Raw genomic sequence first — 17,453 nt, 5'->3', positions numbered from 1 at the left:
CCCTCAGGAGGGGCGGGGAGTGAAGCCGTAGGGGAGTTCCAGGCGGTGGCGGGCGAGGAGCGCCTCGTCGGAGAGGAGGCCGACGGTGGGGGCGTCGGCGACGATCCGGCCGGCGTCGAGGATCACCGAGCGGTCGCAGAGCTCCGCCGCGTACGGCAGGTCGTGGGTGACCATCAGCAGCGTCACCGGCAGGCCGCGCAGGATCTCCGCCAGCTCCCGCCGGGCGGCCGGGTCGAGGTTCGACGACGGCTCGTCGAGCACCAGGATCTCCGGGCGCATGGCGAGCACGGTGGCCACCGCCACCCGGCGGCGCTGACCGAAGGAGAGGTGGTGCGGCGCCCGGTCCCGGTGCTCGCTCATCCCCACCGCGGCGAGCGCCTCGTCGACCCGGGCGGCCAGCTCCACCCCGCGCAGCCCCAGGTTGGCCGGGCCGAACGCGACGTCCTCGGCGACCGTTGGCAGGAAGAGCTGGTCGTCCGGGTCCTGGAAGACGATGCCCACCCGGCGGCGGATCTCGGCCAGGGTGTCCCGGTCCCGGCTGACCGTCAGCCCGCCCACGGAGACCGTCCCCTCGGTCGCGGTGAGGATGCCGTTGAGGTGCAGCACCAGGGTGGTCTTGCCGGCGCCGTTCGGGCCGAGCAGCGCCACCCGCTCCCCGCGCGGCACGGTCAGGTCCACCCCGTGCAGGGCGACGTGACCGTCCGGGTACGCGTACCGGACGTCGCGCACGTCCAGGGAGGGAGCCGTCTGCACGTACCCGATCATGTCAGCACGACCGCGGCGGCGGCGATCGCGACGGCCGCCAGCGGCACCGTCGCGGCGGCCGCCCACTGACCGGCGGTGGCGGCGCCGGCGCCCTGCCAGACCGCCGGCATCCGGCCCGAGTAGCCGCGCGACACCATGGCCAGGTAGACCCGCTCGCCGCGCTCGAACGCGCGCAGGAACAGCGCGCCGATCCCGGCGGCGAAGCCGCGCAGCTGCCAGAGGAAACGCGGGTCGTCGCCCCGGGACACCCGGGCCACCCGCATCCGCCGGGCCTCGCCGACCAGCACGTCCAGGTAGCGCAGCATGAAGGTGGCGATCTGGGTGAGGACCTGCGGGCAGCGCAGCCGGTCCAGGCCGACGATCAGGTCGCGCGTCGTCGTGGTCGCCGCGAGCAGGAGCGACGCCAGTACGCCCAGCGTCCCCTTGGCCAGGATGTTCCAGCCGCCGAGCAGCCCGTCCACGGAGAGGCTCAGCCCGGCCACCTCGACCCGCTCCCCCGTCCCGAGGAAGGGCAGCGCGAACGCGAAGAGCACGAACGGCAGCTCGATCAGCGCCCGGCCGAGCAGCCAGCGCGGGCCCACCCGGGCCAGCGCCGCCACCCCGGCGACCAGCAGGGCGTACCCGCCGAAGGCCCAGTAGGCCTCGCGGGGCGTGGCGACCACGGCGACGGTGAAGAGCACCATCGCGGCGATCTTCACCTCGGGTGGGAGGCGGTGCACCGGGGAGGTGGACTCGCGGTAGAGCACGTGCACGTGTCCCGCGCCCATGTCGACGTACCCCCCTCAGCCGGCGCGGGCCGCGCGCTGCCCGGCGTCGGCCGGGTCGGCGTCGCCGGCCGGGTCGTCGCCCGACGCTCCGGTGCCGGTGGAATCTGACGCGCCGGAAGCGGCGGGGGCGTGCCGGCGGGCCAGCCGGAAGAGTCCACCGCCGAGGGCGAAGGTGAGCAGCACGCCGAGGACGCCGGAGAGGCCGGTGGAGAGGAACCGGTTGTCCACGCCCCGGATGCCGTAGTCGGCCAGCGGGCTGTCGGCGAGCTCGTGGCCCTTCGCCTGCTGGGCCGGGCAGCTGCCGCCGGTGATCTCGCCGTCGGCGTTCACCGTGCAGCCCTTGAGCAGGGACGAGTCGAGCCCGTCCGGGTGCGCCGAGGCGTAGTTGCTGGCCACCCCGGCGAGCAGCAGGGCGACCAGCAGGCCGCCGAGGACGAAGCCCCAGGTGCGCTTCCTCACCGGGCACCCCCGGCGACCGGGACGGCGGCGGCCGGCGCGGCCGGCTTCAGGGCGCGCAGCGCGTACACCAGGTCGGGGCGGACCTTGGCGACGGTGACCACCGTGGTGGCGGTGATCAGGCCCTCGCCGACGCCGATCAGGAGGTGGACGCCGGCCATCGTGCCGGCCAGTCCGGCGAGGTTGCCGCCCAGGTCGGTGGTGCCACCCAGCCAGTACTGCAGGACGAAGCCCTGGCTGGCGACCAGCACGCTGACCAGGCCCGACACGAACGCGGTGACACCGAGCCCGGCCGGGGTGCGCGGTAGCACCCGCAGCAGCAGCGCGATCAGCAGGTACGCCGCGGCGGTGCCGAGGATCGCCATGTTGGTGATGTTGAGGCCGAGCATGGCCACCCCGCCGTCGCCGAAGACCAGCGCCTGCACGACGAGGACCACGGCCACGCAGAGCGCGCCGACCCACGGGCCGACCAGCAGCGCGGCCAGCGCGCCACCGAGCAGGTGGCCGCTCACCCCGGCGGTGAAGATCGGGAAGTTGAGCATCTGCACGGCGAAGATGAACGCGGCCACCAGGCCCGCCATCGGGGCCAGCCGGTCGTCCAGGTCGCGGCGGCCGCGCAGCACGCAGAGGGTGAGCACGGCGAGCGCGAAGGCGGCGAAGACCGCGGCGACGGGACCGTCGATGATCCCGTTCGAGATGTGCATCGCCAGGGTTTCCACTCGACCTCCCGGGGCGCGGCGGGCGGGCCCACACCGTCGGGCTCAGCCTATTTGCGCCGACTCCTTGTTGCCAACACCTTGCAACAAGCCATGGTGTTGATCACCGTCGGCGCGCGTCGCCACCGTCGGCCGGTCGTACGGCGGCGGTATCGTCTGCGCCATGACCGACCGCCTCAACCCCGGCGACCCCGCGCCCGAGTTCACCCTCCCCACCGACACCGGCGGGACGCTCTCCCTGGCCGACCTCCGTGGCCGCAAGGTCATCCTGTACGCCTACCCGGCCGCCATGACCCCCGGCTGCACCAAGCAGGCCTGCGACTTCCGCGACTCGCTCGCCTCCCTCCAGGCCGCCGGCTACGAGGTGGTCGGCATCTCCCCCGACAAGCCGGAGAAGCTGGCCAAGTTCCGGGAGCGCGACGCCATCACCTTCCCGCTGGTCGCCGACACCGACAAGGCGGTGCTGACCGCGTACGGCGCGTACGGCGAGAAGCAGATGTACGGCAAGACCGTCACCGGAGTGATCCGCTCGACCTTCGTCGTCGACGAGGACGGGAAGATCGAGCGGGCGTTCTACAACGTCAAGGCCACCGGGCACGTCGCCAAGCTGCGCCGGGACCTCGGGCTGGACTGATCCTGTCGTACGCCGCCGCTACGGTGCGTGCGTGGTTCGGTACAAGTACACGCCTGAGGTGCTCGCCGAGGCCGCCGCGAGCGCGCACAGCATTGCCGGGGTGATGCGGGCGCTCGGTGTGCGGATCAGCGGCGGGTCGCACGCGCACATCAGCCGGCAGTTGAAGCGCTTCGGCGTCGACACGTCGCACTTCACTGGGCAGGCGCACAGCAGGGGCCGGCAAGGCTCCCGGCAGGCGCCGTCAGAGGTCCTGGTCAAGCTGGCACCTGACGCAGGAAGGACACCAGGCTTCCGGCTCAGGCGCGCCCTAGCCTTCATCGGCATTCCCGAGCAGTGCGAGATCTGCGGCCTGGGGCCGACATGGCAGGGCGCGCCCCTCGTCCTCCACGTCGACCACATCAACGGCGACCGTCTCGACAACCGGCCGCCCAACCTACGGCTGCTCTGCCCGAACTGCCACAGCCAGACCGCGACGTATGCCGGGCGAGCGCGATCGCCCGAAACCGCGACGGGACAGGGGGCGCAACTGGACGCACCAGGCTTCGCGGATGCCACTCGATCAGAGCCACACGGGACGCCGCCGGGAGACGAGGAGATCCTCTCGCTGGTCCAACAGGTCAGCACGGGTTGCCTGACGACCGTGGAGGCGGCGCGCCTACTCCGATGCACGAGGGACCACGTCAGCAGGATGCGCCGACGCCTGGAGTCCACGGGAAGCATCTCGCCACAGCCGCGCGTCCGTGACCGTCCGATCCAGCGGCAGTTCCGCGACTCCGTCATCCGTTTCGCGCTCGCTCACCCGGAGCTCGGCTCCCGGAGGATCGCACGTGGCCTGGCGGAGGCCTCCGGCATTCCTGCGATCAGTCACCGCACCGTCCAACTCATCCTGAGGGAGGCTGGGCTCACCACCCCAGAGGCCCGACGCTCTAGACTCAGCAGGTCCGCGGGAGTGGCGTAACAGGCAGGCGCGATAGGTTTAGGTCCTATTGTCCGAAAGGACGTGGGGGTTCGACTCCCCTCTCCCGCACCAGAGGCGATGTCGTGAAGATCACGAACGTGGGGTTCACGCCTCGCCACTCCCTCAGGATGGCAGGCGTGAGCCTGCGTTTTGTCCTGGACCCCGAACTCACCCCTGAGTTGCGCGAGCAGATCGTCTCCCTCTGGGTGGACGTCACCAACGCCGGCGGTGCGGTGGGCTTCGTCGCGCCGGTGACCGCAGCCGAGGTCCGGCCGATGGCCGAGGCCACCTTCGCCGACATCGCCGACGGGCCGGACCGGCTGCTGGTCGGCTACGAGGGCGACCGGCCGGTCGGCATCCTGGTGATCTGCGACAACCGGTTCCACCTGAAGACGCACTACCGGGTGCTCAAGCGGGTGATGGTCCACCCCGACACCCAGGGCCGCGGGTACGGCGCCGCGCTGATGCGCGAGGCCGAGCGGCTCGGCCGCGAGCTGGGCCTGGCGGCGCTGCACGTGACCGTCCGGGGCGGGCTCGGCCTCGAGCCGTTCTACGACCGGCTGGGCTACCGCGAGGTGGGCCGGCTGCCGGGCGCGCTGCGGCTCGCTCCCGGCGACGACCGGGACGAGGTCTTCATGTGGCTCGACCTGGACCGGCCGGCGGCCTGACGCCCGGGCCCGGGGTTTCCCGGGACGTGATCATCGAGTCCCGGCCGATCCGTCGGTCGCTGCCGTCGTGCGCCTCGGCAGCAGGCGGGCGACGGCCCGCCGGAGGACCTTCTGCCGTGGGGCAAGCCGCCCCACCGGACATCCGGGCCTCGGTCGCCGCAGCGGGCGCGCGCCAGGTCAACCACCGCAGACGGCCCGGGCCGGCGGTGTCACGCGACATGGTCAGTCGAGCAGGGTCACGGGATCGCCGACGTGCACCTCGCCCGGCCCGTCGGGGACCAGGTGCAGCCCGAAGAGGAGCTTCTGGCCGATGTTGCGGTGCCGGGCGAGGGTGCGCAGCGGCTCCTTGCCGCGTACCCCGGTCTCCTGGTCGGTGGTGGTGACCAGGCAGCGGTCACAGGGCCCGGCGGCGCGGAGGACGGCCGACCCGACGCGGAGCCGGCGGCCGGCCCACCCGTCCTCCGCCCAGGCCTCGGCCCCCTCGACCACCAGGTTGGGGCGGAACCGGGCCATCGGCACCGGCGGCTCGCCCGCCTCGGCCAGCCAGCCGTTGAGTGCGTCGAGCGAGGCCGCGCCGGCCAGCAGCAGCGGGTACTCGTCGGCGAAGCTGATCTGGTCGCCGGTGTCGGGGTCCCGCTCGCCGGGGTTCATGTGCCGGGTGGGTCCGCCCAACCAGACCAGCCGCACCGGCCGGCCGAGCAGCGCGCCGAGCCAGTCGTCCGCGGCCGGCCCGGCGGGCAGCGCGGGCACCGGCCGCCGGCTGCGGAACACCCGCACCAGGACCGGCTCGGCCGTGGCCGGCTCGGGCACGTCCAGGTCGGGGCGGTCCGGGGCGCGCAGCACCAGCCCGCCGTCGCGCGGGACGGCGCGCAGGGTGACCAGCTCGGGGGCCTCCCGTTGGGTGACGCCGACGCCGTGCTCGTCGAGCACCATCCAGCGCCGGTCGCCGGCCAGGCCCCACGGTTCGACCCGGGCGCCGTCCTGGTCGAGCCGGTGGCAGCCCTTGACGGGGTACGTGTGGACGGCGGCGAGCCTCACCAGGCGACCCCGATTCCGTCGCCCGGATACCAGTGCCGCGCCGGGGTCTCCCGGTAGGCGAGGAAGCGCCGCCCGGTCCGTTCGGCGTGCTCGGCGAGGACGTTGGTGACGGTGACGTTGTCGGTGAGCAGCATCGCGCCGGGGGCGAGCTTCGCCTCCACGGCCTCGAACTCGCTCTTCTCGTGCACCCGGCTGTGGTCGCTGTCGTGCAGGAAGAGGTCGACCGGGCGGTCCAGCGCGCCGATCGAGGCGACCGAGTCCCCGATCACCAGGTCGACCACGTCGGCCCAGGGCGTCGCCCGGGCCAGGTAGCCGGCCTCGGGGTTGATGTCCAGCGAGGTGAGCCGGCCGGGGTGCCCCTCGGCGGTGTTGCGCAGCAGCGCGGCGGCCAGCACGCAGCTGCCCAGCCCCTTGTCGACGCCGGTCTCCACGACGTGTGCGGGCTTGCGGGCGCGGATGATGGCGTACCAGCCGATCCGGCGGGCGTACCGGACGTGCTTGTCGGCCAGCCCGCGGCGGGACGCGGCGGCGGTGGCCCGCTCGATGTGCCCGCGCAGCTCATCGTCGGTCTCGATCTCGTTGAGGTAGGCCCGGACCTGCTTCACCGGCACGTCGCAGACCACGCTGACGAACCAGGCCAGGTGGTGCCGGCTCAGCTTGGTCAGCTCGTACGTGTAGTTGTGATGCTCACGCGAGGTGACCAGCCAGCGGGCGGAGGTGCGCAGCACCTTGGCGTCGTGCCGGGCGACCCGGGCCAGCCGCTTCGGGAAGGCGGCGACCGGAGCCAACGGGGTACGGGCGATGGCCCGCCGGAGCTTCGTTGCGTCCACGGGAGCGTTCTACCAGTTCCGCGGGGCCGCTGACGATGAAAGTTTCCATTCACCTCCTCGGTCGGCCGAGTCCACTGAACGGACGAGGGCACCCGGGCGGGAACGTGAATCAGTAGCATCGCGCGCATGCCAGATCGCCAGCAGCTCGCCGAGTCCGGGACGGGCGCGACGTCGACCGCCCCGTCCGACGTGGACGGCAACCCGCCGTCCCCGCAGCCGCGTCGCCGCCGGGGCCGCCGGATCGCGCTGATCGTGCTGCTGGTGATCGCGCTGCTCGGCGCCGGCGGCGTCGGCGCGGCCGCGTTCTACCTGCGTTCCGTGGAGTCCGACATCGAGCGGGTGGACGCGTTCACCGACGTCCCGGAGCAGGCCCGGCCGCAAATCGTGGCCAAGGACGCGCTGAACATCATGATCCTGGGCAGCGACTCCCGCGACCCGGAGAACGCCTCCGGCTCGCGCTCGGACACCATCATCCTCGCCCACCTGCCGAAGGACCGGTCGAGCGCGCAGCTCATCTCGATCCCCCGGGACACCTGGGTGCACGTGCCGCGCTCCAAGGACGGCCGGCACGGGGGCCGGGATGCGAAGATCAACGCGTCCTTCGCCTGGGGCGGCGTGCCGCTGATGGTGCAGACCGTGGAGAGCTTCACCGGGGTACGCGTCGACCACGTGGCGATGGTGGACTTCGCCGGCTTCAAGGAGATCGTCGACGCGCTCGGCGGCATCGAGATCGACGTGGAAAAGGGCTTCACCTCCACCCACTCGCTCAACCCGGACAGCAAGCGCACCTTCGTCCAGGGTCGACAGACGGTCGACGGGGCCGCCGCGCTGGACTACGCCCGCGAGCGGTACGCCTTCGCCGACGGCGACTTCGCCCGGATCCGACACCAGCAGCAGGTGATCAAGGCGATCCTGGACAAGGCGGCCTCGGGCGGCACGCTGTCGAACCCGGCGAAGCTGAACGCGTTCCTCAAGGCGACCACCAACGCGGTGTCGGTCGACAAGTCACTGTCCATCCTGGACTTCGCGACCGACCTGCGCCACCTGCGCAGCGGCAACCTGGGCTTCTTCACCTGCCCGACGAAGGGCACCGGCCGGATCGGCACCGAGAGCGTGGTCCTCGCCGACACCACCCGGGCGAAGAAGTTCTTCGACGCCGTCCGGCGGGACTCGGTCCCCGACATCCTGGCCGCCGCACAGTAGACATGGATCACCCGGTCGGCTCTGGCCAGCCGGATCGACCGGGCCTTATCCTGCGATCGCCCGGCGGCTCCGTGACACGCCACCGCGGCGACCACGGGGAGGTCACACACATCATGTCGACTCAGCCTGCGACGGGTGAGCACACGCTGCTCACCCCGCAGCGGAACGGCCCACCGGCACGGCCCGTCCACGACGGAGCGTCCACTGAGGCGGCGCCGGCCGATCCCGGCCCGACCACAGCCGGGGAGAGCGCCGCCCCGCCCCGTCCCGGGCTCGACACGACCGCCGTCCTGCCGTACGCCAGCTCCCGCGCCTCCCGGCGGACCCGCGGACTGCGGGCCTGGATGCTCGCCGCCCCGGCCGACCTGGTCGCGCTGCTCGCGCCGCTGCTGCTCTCCGACCGGTACTGGCGCGGCACGCTGGTGATGGCCGGCCTGACCGTCGCGCTCTTCGCCGGCGGCGGGCTCTACCGGGCCCGCCGGCACATGAGCCTCCTCGACGAGCTGCCCAGCCTGGGCGGACGGCTGCTGGCCGCCGCCGCGGCGGTGGCGATGATCGCGGCGCTGCGGCACGAGTCGGCGGAGTACGTGGCCGGCTTCATGCGCGGGGTGGCCCTCTCCGCCGGGCTGGTCATCGTCAGCCGGGCGGTGACCCGGACGCTGACCGTCGTCGCGCGGAAGCGGCGGTGGGTGGAGCACAACGCGATCGTCATCGGGGCCGGCCCGGTCGGCGGGGAGCTGGCCCGGCTGCTGCGCCGCTACCCGCGGTACGGCCTGCGCTTCGTCGGCTGCGTGGACGCGGTCGCGCCGCAGCTCCCCGGCGGCGTGCCAATGATCGGCACGCTGGAGGAGCTCGAGCAGCTGGTCCGACTGGTCGAGTGCGAGGTCCTGATCATCGCGGACCCGAGCTGCCCGGAGTCCGCCCTGATGGAGCTGCTGCGCCGCCCGGCGAGCGCGGCCTGCGACCTGTGGGCGGCCCCCCGGCTCTGGGGCACCCGGTCGATCGGCGGGAACGCCGACCACATCGGCGCGATCCCGATCGTGAAGATCGGCGACACCACGCTGTCCGGTCCACGGTGGGCGGTCAAGCGCGCGTCCGATGTGGTGTTCGCGCTGGTGGCGCTGGTCCTGCTGAGCCCGGTGCTGCTGCTCTGCGTGCTGGCGACGGCGCTGGAGGGTCCGCGCGGCATCTTCTTCCGGCAGGAACGGATCGGGCGGCACGGTCACCCCTTCAAGCTGGTGAAGCTCCGCTCGATGCGCCCGGTCGACGAGCAGGAGTCGCGCACGAACTGGTCGATCGCGTACGACCAGCGGGTCGGCCTGATCGGCCGGTTCCTCCGCCGCACCTCCCTGGACGAGCTGCCGCAGTTGTGGAACATCCTGCGCGGGGACATGAGCGTGGTCGGTCCGCGCCCCGAGCGTCCGTACTTCGTGGAGAAGTTCTCCGCCGAGTACCCGCACTACGCCATGCGGCACCGGGTGCCCGCCGGGCTCACCGGGCTCGCGCAGGTCAGCGGCCTGCGTGGGGACACCCCGATCTCGGACCGGGCGCGCTTCGACAACTACTACATCGAGAACTGGTCGCTCTGGCTGGACGTCAAGGTGATCCTGCGGACGGTCGCCGAGGTGTTCCGGGCCGGCGGTCGCTGACCGGTCGGGCCGGCGCCGCCCCGCGCACCGCCTGCCCCGCGCGGACCGCCCCGTGGGATCATCGTTCGCGCCCGGGACGGGGACGTCCGTCCACGATGTCACGGGAGGGACCCATGGGCCACGACGGTACCGCCGGAGCACCGGGATCCAGGGCGGTCAGCCGGCGCGCGCTGGTCCGCGGTGGGGCGCTCGCCGCCGGTCTCGGCACCGCCGCGCTGGGCGGCGCCGCCGCGGCCGGCGGGCTGGGCCCGGACGGCACGGGGATCGTCAACGTCCGGGACCACGGCGCGGCCGGCGACGGGTCCGCCGACGACACCGGGGCGATCCAGCGGGCCCTCGACGCCGTACGCGACGGCGGCGGGATCGTCTTCTTCCCGCCGGGGACGTACCTGACCGGCCGGCTGACGCTGCGCTCCCGGGTGCACCTGCGCGGCTCCGGCGGGGACGCGACGATCCTCAAGCTCCGCCCCGGCGCCAACGCGGCGATCCTGGAGTCGGACGGCTTCGCCCGGCTCACCGGCACCGGCTCCGGGGAGGGCGTCACCCTGTTCAGCATCCGCGACCTCGCCTTCGACGGGAACAAGGCGCAGAACCCCGACGGGGGCTACGGCCTGCGTGTCTACGGCTACGGCTACGAGCTGACCGAGGTGATCGTCTTCAACTGCCGCAACGACGGGATCGTCAGCGAATGGGGGGCGATCGGGGCGTTGCCCGCCCCGTCGCACCAGATGGAGGCACGGCTGTCCGCCGTACGCACGCACGGCAACGACGGGCACGGCATCAACTTCCACGGCCCGCACGACTCGATGTTCCTCAACTGCCTGACCTTCGAGAACGGGGCGGCCGGCTTCCGGCTGGCCGGCGACTCGATGGGCACGCTGATGGTCAACTGCCACGCCTGGGGCATCAAGCAGAACGTCTCGTTCGACCTGGCGGCGACCGGGATCAGCTGCATGAACTGCTACGCCGACCTCAGCGGCGGGGTGGGCGTACGGATCTCCCGGAACGACTGCCGCTGGGTCGGCGGGATGGTGCTGGGCTACAACAACACCGACCCGCACCCGGAGATCGGGGTGCAGTTCGTGCCGGGCGAGCAGCCGGACGAGCCGTCCGGCTGCCTGATCGACGGCAAGGTGGTCAACTGCGGCACCGCCGCGGTGGACTTCGGGGCGGACCGGGGGCTGTCCAGCGTACGGCTGAGCCTGTCCCAGCCGGGCGCCCGCGACGACCGGGGTCGGCCGATCCCCGGCTCGGGCCGGGGCTGGATCGGCACGCCGGCGCCGACCACCCAGGTGGAGATCACCCAGGGGCTCGCCGACCCGGACCGGAACCTGGTGATCCGTCCGGCGTTCGACCTGCGCGCCCAGCCGAACCCGGGGCGCCCGGGCGACGGCAGCGTCCGGCTCTTCGCCCGTGAGGTGGGCGGGCGGACGCAGCTGTGCGCGATGTTCCCGAACGGCTCCGTCCAGGTGATGGCGACCGAGCCCTGACCGGCCGGGTTCGGCCCGTGGGGCCGCCGAGCCGGCTTACAGCGGCACCGGCCGGGCGACCGGTTCGGCGGTGTCGTTCCGCCCGGCCGCGGTCGGCGGCCCGGCGTCGGGGGTCCGGGTGAGCCGGATCCGGGTGACGAACCAGCAGACCACCACGGCCTCGCTGATCAGCAGCTGGAGGACCAGGCCGCCGACCTGGCCGGCGAGCAGCGCGGAGACGGCCAGTCCGGCGAAGGCGATGACCCGGGAGCCGATCGCCGAGACCAGGAACCGCCGCGGCGGCGCCCAGATCATGTGCCGGGTGGCCAGCCAGGTCGCGACGGCCAGGCACGCCTTGTAGCCGCAGTAGAGGGCGACGACGGCGGTGCCGACGGTGGCGAGGTCGGCGGCGAGCAGCTCCCGGACCCGGGCGCTGCCCAGCACCACCGCCGAGACGCCGAGCAGGGTCACCACGGTCAGCGCCCGGGTGCCGGTCCGCCAGCGGCTGGCCCGACCCGCCATGATGTCCTCCCGGTTGCTCGCGGAGAGCGCCACGTGGAACGGGCCGAAGGCGAGGTCCAACGCGCGGAGCACCACGACGGCGGCCTGGCCGGCGACCGCGCCGGCGATCGAGGGCAGGGCCACCGAGTAGGCCAGGTCGACGGCGGCCGCCACGCAGTACACCGAGCCGACGCGGACGCTGGCCAGGACGCCGGGGCGGACCCGGTCCGGTCCCGGCGGGACGGCGACGCGGAGCAGCACCCAGCCCAGGACGGCGAGCTGGGCGGGCACGGCGGCCACGTCGACCCGGACCCCGGTGGCGACGAAGGCGACGCCGGTGAGCACGGTGCCGACGGCGACGAGCTGCGGTATCAGGTTGGCCCGTCGGGGCGACCGGGTCCGGGCGGTGGACCAGAAGAACGCCTCCAGCGGCAGCTGCAGCACCACCGGGGCGACCATGAACAGCCGGTCGGCGATGCCGGTCTCCGGCAGCGCGACGGAGGCGGAGAGGAAGCCGATCACGCCGACCGGCAGCATCGCCGCGGCCGCGACCCGGCGGGCCCACGCGTCCACCGACCACCCGGCGGGCACCAGGCCGGCGGAGAGCGGCCGGCCGACCAGCGACTCCATCAGCGTGTACGGCAGGGCGAGGAGCGTGCCCTGCAGGGCGACCAGGGCCAGCCGTTCGGTGTCCGCCCAGGAGGCGAGGAGGAAGACGGCGACGCTGCACAGCCGGGCCAGCGCCTGCACGGAGAGCTGGGAGCCCTGCAACCGGCGTCCGGCGCCGAGGAGCCGGCCCATGTCAGGCGGTGGGCCAGTCGACCGGGGCGGCGTCCGCGGTCGACCCGGGCTCGACCTCTCGGGGCCCGTCCGGCGCCGCAGCCGCGGGCGGTTGCCCGGTGGGCCGCGGGGCCGCCACCCAGACCATGGGCGCCCCGTCCGACGGCGCCGCCGGCACCCACACGCCGGCCGGCGGCTCGGGGGCCGGCACGTCCGCCACGCCGGCGGCGTCGAGGCAGCGGCCGTACGCGAGGAAGACGCCCAGGCACATCATCGCGCCCGGGTACTCCCACGCCTCGATGACCAGGAAGGAACAGGCCAGGCCGGCGAGCAGGGCGATGAAGAGCACTGACGCGGGACGCTCGGCGGAGCGGCGGCACAGCCGCCACAGGGCGTACCCGAACGCGGCGACCAGGGCCACCCCGAGCACCGGGCCGAACTGCAGGGCGACGCTGACGAAGTAGTTGTCCACGAAGACCTGCGGCCCGCTGGTCACCCGGGAGGTGGTGGCGGCGCCGACCCCGCCGAGGCCCAGGCCCCAGATCGGCAGGTCCGCGCCGAGCAGCCGGGCCCAGACGTCGAAGCGCTCGAAGAGGCTCCGCGCCCCGGTCGCGCCGACCGCCGCGAAGCCGACCGCGAGGCAGCCGATCACGGCGAGGCCGAGGATCCGGGCGCGCCGCTGGGCGGCCGCCCCACCGGACCGGTTGAGCACCACGGCGGCGACCAGCCCGCCGGCCACCAGGAGCGCCCCGGAGCGGCTGGTGCTCAGGGCGAGGCAGAGGAGGCTGGCGAGCCCGCCGGCGTGCCACGACCAGCGGGTCGGCCGGGCACCCCGGGTCAGCCAGAGCGCCACGTACCCGAGCAGGTACGCCCCGGCGAGGATGCCCAGCTCGGCGTTGAACGAGGTCAGCCCGGGCACCCGGAAGGTGTCCCCGATGTACCGCACGGCGGTGTTCTCCTCGAAGCCCCACCGCACCAGCCGGGCCGGGCCGACGATCAGCTCACCGACCGAGGCCACCGCGTTCGCCACCAGCACCCAGGCCAGCACGGTCATCAGCGGGACGACCTGCCGGAGGGTGAGCGAGCAGAGCACCACGAGCAGCAGCACCGGCAGCACGGTGAGCCGGACCCCGACCAGGGTCTGCGCGACGCCGTGGTGGGCGAACCCGATCAGGCTCCAGACCGCGACGACCAGGAGCGCGGCGCCCGCCCCGGCGAGCTGCCGGCGGCTCCACCGGCGGCGGAACGCGGTCAGCGCGAAGAGCACGCCGACCACCACCGCGGCGGAGAGCCCGAGCGCGTAGTCGCGCCCGCCGAAGGCGTCGCCGACCACGCCCTCCACGCCGACGAACCACAGCCCCAGCGGCGCGTTGAGCACCACCAGCACGTAGCCGAGGCCGGCCACCGGACCGACCGCGACGGCGGCGAGCAGCGTGAGCAGGATCGGCAGCAGCGGCGGGAGCCCGGCCAGCAGGCAGGCCAGCACCGCCACGAGCAGCAGCACCCCGCCGACCACCTGCCGCCGCGACGGCCGGGTGGCCAGGGTGGTCAGGGTCGACAGGGTTCGGCGGGCGGGGCTCTCTGCGGTCATCGCCGGGTCACCTCTGGGGAGCGACGGTCGGCGGGGCGTCCCGCCACGACCGACTCGTAGGTCTGGATGATGGTGTCGACGTGGCGGTCCCAGTCGAGCCGGCGGCCGTCCGCCGCGGCCGAGGCGCACATCGCGTCGTACCCGGCGTCGGGCATGCCGGCGGCGCGGCGCAGCAGGTCGGCCAGCTCCCCCGGCTCGTGGAAGATCAGGGCGGACCCGTCCGAGGCCATCGGCGGGGCGGCGATCGCGCTGGCCAGCACCGGCCGCCCGGCGGTCAGCGCCTCGGCGCAGACCAGCCCGAACGTCTCGGCGCACCGGCTCGGGAAGACCAGCCAGCCGGCCGCCGCGAAGGCGGCCTCCTTGCCCGCGGCGTCGAGGTAGCCGAGGTAGCGGACCGAGGGGGTGGCGGCGGCCAGCCGCTCCACGTCGGCGTGCAGCGGGCCGTCGCCGCCGATCAGCAGCGTCCCGCCGGTCGCCGGCCCGGCCGTGCGCCACGCGTCGAGCAGCAGGTCGAGGCCCTTGTGCCGGTCGAGGACGCCGAGGTAGAGGAAGACGTCGCGGCGGCCGGGCGGCCACGCCGCCCGGCGGGGCGGCGCCGGCACGGCCAGCGGCACGACCCGGTCGGTCACGCCGGCGACGCCGGACGCGCTGCCCAGGACCCGCCGCCGGGTCCGTTCGGAGGGGAAGAGCAGCACCGCGCGGCGCAGCCGCCGCATGACCCAGCGGGCGCGGACCCGCAGCAGCTGGTCGACGGTACGCGAGCGGCCCACGTTGCCGAGCGCGTTGTTCGGGTCGCAGACGGCGTGGTCGTGCACCGAGTGCACGCCCGGGTACGCCCGCAGCAGCCGCCCGACGGGCAGCGCCCCGATGCCCTGCCAGTTGTGCAGGTGCACCACGTCCGGGTCGGCGCTGTGCAGGTCGGCGACGCGGAGGCCGGTGGGGTCGACCAGGTCGCCGAGGTGGGTGCCGACCTTGCCCAGCCGGGGCAGCCGGCGGGTGAGGCGGGCGGAGACCCGAACCCGCACCGGGTGGTCGCCCGGCTCCGCCCCGTCGGACGGTCGGCTGTGGACGGTGACCTGGTGGCCGCGGGCGGTCAACGCCCGCGTCAGGTCGCGGACGTACCGTTCCGCCCCGCCCCGGACCGCGAAGGAGGAGTGCACCATGGCGATTCGCACGTCGCGTCCCTACCCCGTGACCCGGGCGGCGGCGGGCCGCCCCGACGGCGCCGCCGCGAGCAGGTCGACCAGGTGCGCGGTGGCCGTACGCCAGGAGCGGCCGTGGCCGCCGGCGGCCGGGCGGGGCCCGCCGACCGCCTCCGTGACCGCGCTGACCAGCGCCTCCGCCGACCAGGCCGTCATCCGGACGGCGCGGCCGGCGGTCGCCTCGTGCAGCGCCGGGTCGGGTGAGACGACCGTCGGGGTGCCGAGCCGCAGTGCCTCGGCGGCCGGCAGGCCGTACCCCTCGAAGTGGCTGGGCATGAGGAAGGCGGCGGCCCCGGCGATGGTCGCGGCGTACTCCGGCTCGGGCAGGTGCCCGAGGAAGAGCACCCGGTCGGCCACCCCGACGCGGCGCACCGCGGCCTCGAAGCGGTCGATCCGGTGACCGCCGGTCAGCACCGCCAGGGTGTGGCCGGGCAACCCCGCCAGCGCCTCGACGGCCAGCTCCACGCCCTTGTGCGGCGCGTGCCCGGCGACCACCAGCCAGCTGCCCGCGGGTCGGCGCAGCGCGGCCAGCGACGCCGGCAGGTCACCGGGGTCGGCGAGGTCGCTGCCGGGGTGCCAGACGGCGGTCCGCTCGTCGGCCACCCCGTAGAGGCCGAGCAGGTCGTGTCGGGTGCGGGCGCTCACGCAGAGCAGCCGCGCGGACCGCCGTACGGCGGTGCCGTAGCTGACCCGCCGGTACTGCCGTACGGCGGTGGGGAGGTCGTGCGGCCAGAGCCGGAACGCGAGGTCGTGCAGCACGGTGGTGACCGGCAGCCGGCTGCCGAGGATGGCGGCGGACGGGCTCAGCGACAGCACCCGGGTGCCGTCCCCGGCGGCGCCCGCGGTGAGCCGGCCCAGGGTGGCGGTGGCCGCCCCGATCGCCGCGGCCCGGCCGGCCGCCTGGCGGCTGACCAGCTCGACGTCGGCCGCCCCGCCGCCCGGGACCTGCCAGGACGGCGGCGCGGCGACGACCCGGAGGCGGTGCCCGGCGGGCCAGTGCCGGACCACCTCGGTGAGCACCCGGGTGATCCCGCCGGGGCCGACGCCGCTGCCGTCGAGGATGGTGGTGGTCGGTTCAGCGGCACTCATCGGCGATCCATCCGCTCATCCGGGCGGCGAACCGCTCCCGCGCGAACGACCTGGCGTGCTCCCGGATCCGCGCGGCGGAGAGCTCACCGACGCGCCGGACCGCGGCCGCGTGGTCGGCGGCGCGGGTCGAGGGGACCAGGAAGCCGGTCTCGCCGTCGACCACCGTCTCCAGCAGGCCGCCGCTGCGCAGGCCGATCACCGGGGTGCCCGCGGCCTGGGCCTCCACCGGGATGATGCCGAAGTCCTCGTGCGCCGGGAAGAGCAACGCCCGCGCCCCCTGGTACAGCTCCCGGAGCCGTTCCCGGCTGGGCCGCAGCTCGAAGGTGACCGGCACGTCGACCCGGGCGGCGGCCCGCCGCAGCCGGGCCTCCTCCGGCCCGGAGCCGGCGATGACCAGCGGCAGCCCGGCCGCCGCCGCGATCTCGATCATCAGGTCGAAGTTCTTGTACGGGATCCACCGCCCGACGCCCAGCAGGTGGTCCCGCGGCTGCTCCGGCCCGGCCGGCGTGGCGAAGTAGTCCACCTCGACCGGCGGGTGGATGATCACGGCGTCGCGCTTCCAGTACCGCCGGATCCGGTCCCGCACCTCCACCGAGTTCGCCGCGTAGGCGTGGACGTGCCGGCTCAACCGCAGGTCCGCCGACTGCAGGACGCGCCGGGGCACGCCGAGCAGCGGGTTCGAGCCGCGGCCGTCGACGGTGGGGCTCCAGACGTAACGGGCCGGCGAGTGGACGTAGCTGAGGTGCCGGGTCCGCTCCGGCGGGCCGAGCCGCACGGTGTGGGCGAACGCGTGGCTGGAGGAGACCACCACGTCGACCGGCTCGCGGGACAGGGTGCGCCAGGCCAGCGGCATGACCGGCAGGGCGAGCGCCTTGCTGCGCCGCAGCGCCGTCCGGGCCAGCCACGACTCCCGCAGGCCGAGCTCTCCCGCCGGGACGTCGCGCTCCGCCCAGAGCACGTACCGCCGGGCGTGCGGCAGCAGGTCGGCGATGGCCAGGAAGACGTTCTCCGAGCCGCCGGCGGCGCTGAACCACTCGTGCACGACGGCCACCGACCGGCCGGCGAGCAGCGGTACGCCGGTGGCGTCGGGGACGGGACGGGCGTCCTCCACCGACGTCATGACCGGTCGTCCATGAC

General features: G+C 74.4%; 17 protein-coding genes and 1 tRNA gene. 7 read left to right on the top strand and 11 right to left on the bottom strand.

Annotation, left to right across the window (positions count from 1 at the left end):
* Positions 1-3: 3 nt before the first annotated feature.
* The 4 genes from ACTWO6_RS06705 to ACTWO6_RS06690 are packed head-to-tail and all read right to left on the bottom strand — an operon-like array spanning position 4 to position 2,707.
* A complete protein-coding gene (locus tag ACTWO6_RS06705; RefSeq protein ID WP_446218788.1) occupies positions 4-765 on the bottom strand; it encodes an energy-coupling factor ABC transporter ATP-binding protein in 762 nt (253 codons plus the stop codon).
* Positions 762-1,532 carry a cobalt ECF transporter T component CbiQ gene (gene cbiQ, locus ACTWO6_RS06700; RefSeq protein ID WP_446218787.1) on the bottom strand — a complete coding sequence of 257 codons (771 nt, stop codon included), beginning with the start codon at positions 1,530-1,532 and terminating at the stop codon, positions 762-764. Before cbiQ ends, ACTWO6_RS06705 begins: the two co-directional genes overlap by 4 nt.
* 15 nt (positions 1,533-1,547) lie before the next feature.
* On the bottom strand, positions 1,548-1,991 hold the full coding sequence (locus tag ACTWO6_RS06695; protein ID WP_446218786.1) for a PDGLE domain-containing protein: 444 nt from the start codon (positions 1,989-1,991) through the stop codon (positions 1,548-1,550).
* Entirely contained in the window at positions 1,988-2,707 is a 720-nt protein-coding gene (locus ACTWO6_RS06690) for an energy-coupling factor ABC transporter permease (RefSeq protein WP_446218785.1), read from the bottom strand. Before ACTWO6_RS06690 ends, ACTWO6_RS06695 begins: the two co-directional genes overlap by 4 nt.
* Positions 2,708-2,867: 160 nt before the next feature.
* Here ACTWO6_RS06690 and bcp point away from each other — a divergent pair, with 160 nt between their 5' ends.
* The 4 genes from bcp to ACTWO6_RS06670 all read left to right on the top strand — a co-directional run bounded on the left by bcp (position 2,868) and on the right by ACTWO6_RS06670 (position 4,964).
* On the top strand, positions 2,868-3,338 hold the full coding sequence (gene bcp, locus ACTWO6_RS06685) for a thioredoxin-dependent thiol peroxidase (RefSeq protein WP_446218784.1): 471 nt from the start codon (positions 2,868-2,870) through the stop codon (positions 3,336-3,338).
* 31 nt (positions 3,339-3,369) lie between these two features.
* Positions 3,370-4,296 (top strand): HNH endonuclease, encoded by a 927-nt coding sequence (locus tag ACTWO6_RS06680; RefSeq protein ID WP_446218783.1) that lies wholly within the window; start codon positions 3,370-3,372, stop codon positions 4,294-4,296.
* Positions 4,282-4,368, top strand: a tRNA-Leu gene (locus ACTWO6_RS06675). Before ACTWO6_RS06680 ends, ACTWO6_RS06675 begins: the two co-directional genes overlap by 15 nt.
* 56 nt (positions 4,369-4,424) lie before the next feature.
* Positions 4,425-4,964, top strand: coding sequence for an N-acetyltransferase family protein (locus tag ACTWO6_RS06670; protein WP_446218782.1), 540 nt, complete (start codon positions 4,425-4,427; stop codon positions 4,962-4,964).
* A gap of 222 nt (positions 4,965-5,186) precedes the next feature.
* On the opposite strand, the gene ACTWO6_RS06665 is transcribed toward ACTWO6_RS06670, so the two are convergent.
* Positions 5,187-6,002: an MOSC domain-containing protein gene (locus ACTWO6_RS06665; protein ID WP_446218781.1), complete on the bottom strand. Its 816-nt coding sequence runs from the start codon at positions 6,000-6,002 to the stop codon at positions 5,187-5,189.
* Positions 5,999-6,832, bottom strand: coding sequence for an O-methyltransferase (locus ACTWO6_RS06660; RefSeq protein WP_446218780.1), 834 nt, complete (start codon positions 6,830-6,832; stop codon positions 5,999-6,001). Before ACTWO6_RS06660 ends, ACTWO6_RS06665 begins: the two co-directional genes overlap by 4 nt.
* A 126-nt stretch (positions 6,833-6,958) precedes the next feature.
* On the opposite strand from ACTWO6_RS06660, the gene ACTWO6_RS06655 reads away from it, so the two are divergent.
* The 3 genes from ACTWO6_RS06655 to ACTWO6_RS06645 all read left to right on the top strand — a co-directional run bounded on the left by ACTWO6_RS06655 (position 6,959) and on the right by ACTWO6_RS06645 (position 11,174).
* The gene (locus ACTWO6_RS06655; protein ID WP_446218779.1) at positions 6,959-8,035 is read left to right on the top strand and encodes an LCP family protein; all 1,077 of its coding nucleotides are present in this window, start codon (positions 6,959-6,961) and stop codon (positions 8,033-8,035) included.
* A 344-nt stretch (positions 8,036-8,379) separates the two neighbouring features.
* Complete coding sequence (locus tag ACTWO6_RS06650) at positions 8,380-9,684, top strand: sugar transferase (RefSeq protein WP_446220576.1); 1,305 nt, start codon at positions 8,380-8,382, stop codon at positions 9,682-9,684.
* A gap of 113 nt (positions 9,685-9,797) precedes the next feature.
* Positions 9,798-11,174, top strand: a complete 1,377-nt coding sequence (locus ACTWO6_RS06645; protein ID WP_446218778.1) for a glycosyl hydrolase family 28-related protein — start codon at positions 9,798-9,800, stop codon at positions 11,172-11,174.
* Between the two features lie 36 nt (positions 11,175-11,210).
* Here the strand turns inward: ACTWO6_RS06645 and ACTWO6_RS06640 are convergent, their stop codons facing one another.
* Genes ACTWO6_RS06640 through ACTWO6_RS06620 form a run of 5 tightly spaced genes read right to left on the bottom strand, consistent with a single transcriptional unit; the run spans position 11,211 to position 17,436 of the window.
* Positions 11,211-12,455 carry a hypothetical protein gene (locus ACTWO6_RS06640; RefSeq protein WP_446218777.1) on the bottom strand — a complete coding sequence of 415 codons (1,245 nt, stop codon included), beginning with the start codon at positions 12,453-12,455 and terminating at the stop codon, positions 11,211-11,213.
* Position 12,456: 1 nt separating this feature from the next.
* Complete coding sequence (locus ACTWO6_RS06635) at positions 12,457-14,025, bottom strand: hypothetical protein (protein ID WP_446218776.1); 1,569 nt, start codon at positions 14,023-14,025, stop codon at positions 12,457-12,459.
* Entirely contained in the window at positions 14,022-15,200 is a 1,179-nt protein-coding gene (locus tag ACTWO6_RS06630; RefSeq protein ID WP_446218775.1) for a glycosyltransferase family 4 protein, read from the bottom strand. Before ACTWO6_RS06630 ends, ACTWO6_RS06635 begins: the two co-directional genes overlap by 4 nt.
* Before the next feature lie 9 nt (positions 15,201-15,209).
* Entirely contained in the window at positions 15,210-16,316 is a 1,107-nt protein-coding gene (locus ACTWO6_RS06625) for a glycosyltransferase (RefSeq protein WP_446218774.1), read from the bottom strand.
* On the bottom strand, positions 16,303-17,436 hold the full coding sequence (locus tag ACTWO6_RS06620; RefSeq protein WP_446218773.1) for a glycosyltransferase: 1,134 nt from the start codon (positions 17,434-17,436) through the stop codon (positions 16,303-16,305). The genes ACTWO6_RS06625 and ACTWO6_RS06620 overlap by 14 nt, the downstream gene beginning before the upstream one ends.
* Between the last annotated feature and the right edge of the window lie 17 nt (positions 17,437-17,453).

The organism is Micromonospora sp. IBHARD004 (genome assembly GCF_052814115.1).
The sequence above is the reverse complement of the archived record's forward strand: the minus strand, read 5'-3'. Positions and strand labels throughout refer to the sequence as shown.

Excerpts from the sequence above, each read along its gene's own strand:
- ACTWO6_RS06705 (WP_446218788.1), bottom strand. The coding sequence starts at position 765 with ATGATCGGGTACGTGCAGACGGCTCCCTCCCTGGACGTGCGCGACGTC.
- cbiQ (WP_446218787.1), bottom strand. The coding sequence starts at position 1,532 with ATGGGCGCGGGACACGTGCACGTGCTCTACCGCGAGTCCACCTCCCCG.
- bcp (WP_446218784.1), top strand. The coding sequence starts at position 2,868 with ATGACCGACCGCCTCAACCCCGGCGACCCCGCGCCCGAGTTCACCCTC.
- ACTWO6_RS06670 (WP_446218782.1), top strand. The coding sequence starts at position 4,425 with ATGGCAGGCGTGAGCCTGCGTTTTGTCCTGGACCCCGAACTCACCCCT.
- ACTWO6_RS06655 (WP_446218779.1), top strand. The coding sequence starts at position 6,959 with ATGCCAGATCGCCAGCAGCTCGCCGAGTCCGGGACGGGCGCGACGTCG.
- ACTWO6_RS06650 (WP_446220576.1), top strand. The coding sequence starts at position 8,380 with ATGCTCGCCGCCCCGGCCGACCTGGTCGCGCTGCTCGCGCCGCTGCTG.
- ACTWO6_RS06645 (WP_446218778.1), top strand. The coding sequence starts at position 9,798 with ATGGGCCACGACGGTACCGCCGGAGCACCGGGATCCAGGGCGGTCAGC.
- ACTWO6_RS06640 (WP_446218777.1), bottom strand. The coding sequence starts at position 12,455 with ATGGGCCGGCTCCTCGGCGCCGGACGCCGGTTGCAGGGCTCCCAGCTC.
- ACTWO6_RS06635 (WP_446218776.1), bottom strand. The coding sequence starts at position 14,025 with ATGACCGCAGAGAGCCCCGCCCGCCGAACCCTGTCGACCCTGACCACC.
- ACTWO6_RS06625 (WP_446218774.1), bottom strand. The coding sequence starts at position 16,316 with ATGAGTGCCGCTGAACCGACCACCACCATCCTCGACGGCAGCGGCGTC.
- ACTWO6_RS06620 (WP_446218773.1), bottom strand. The coding sequence starts at position 17,436 with ATGACGTCGGTGGAGGACGCCCGTCCCGTCCCCGACGCCACCGGCGTA.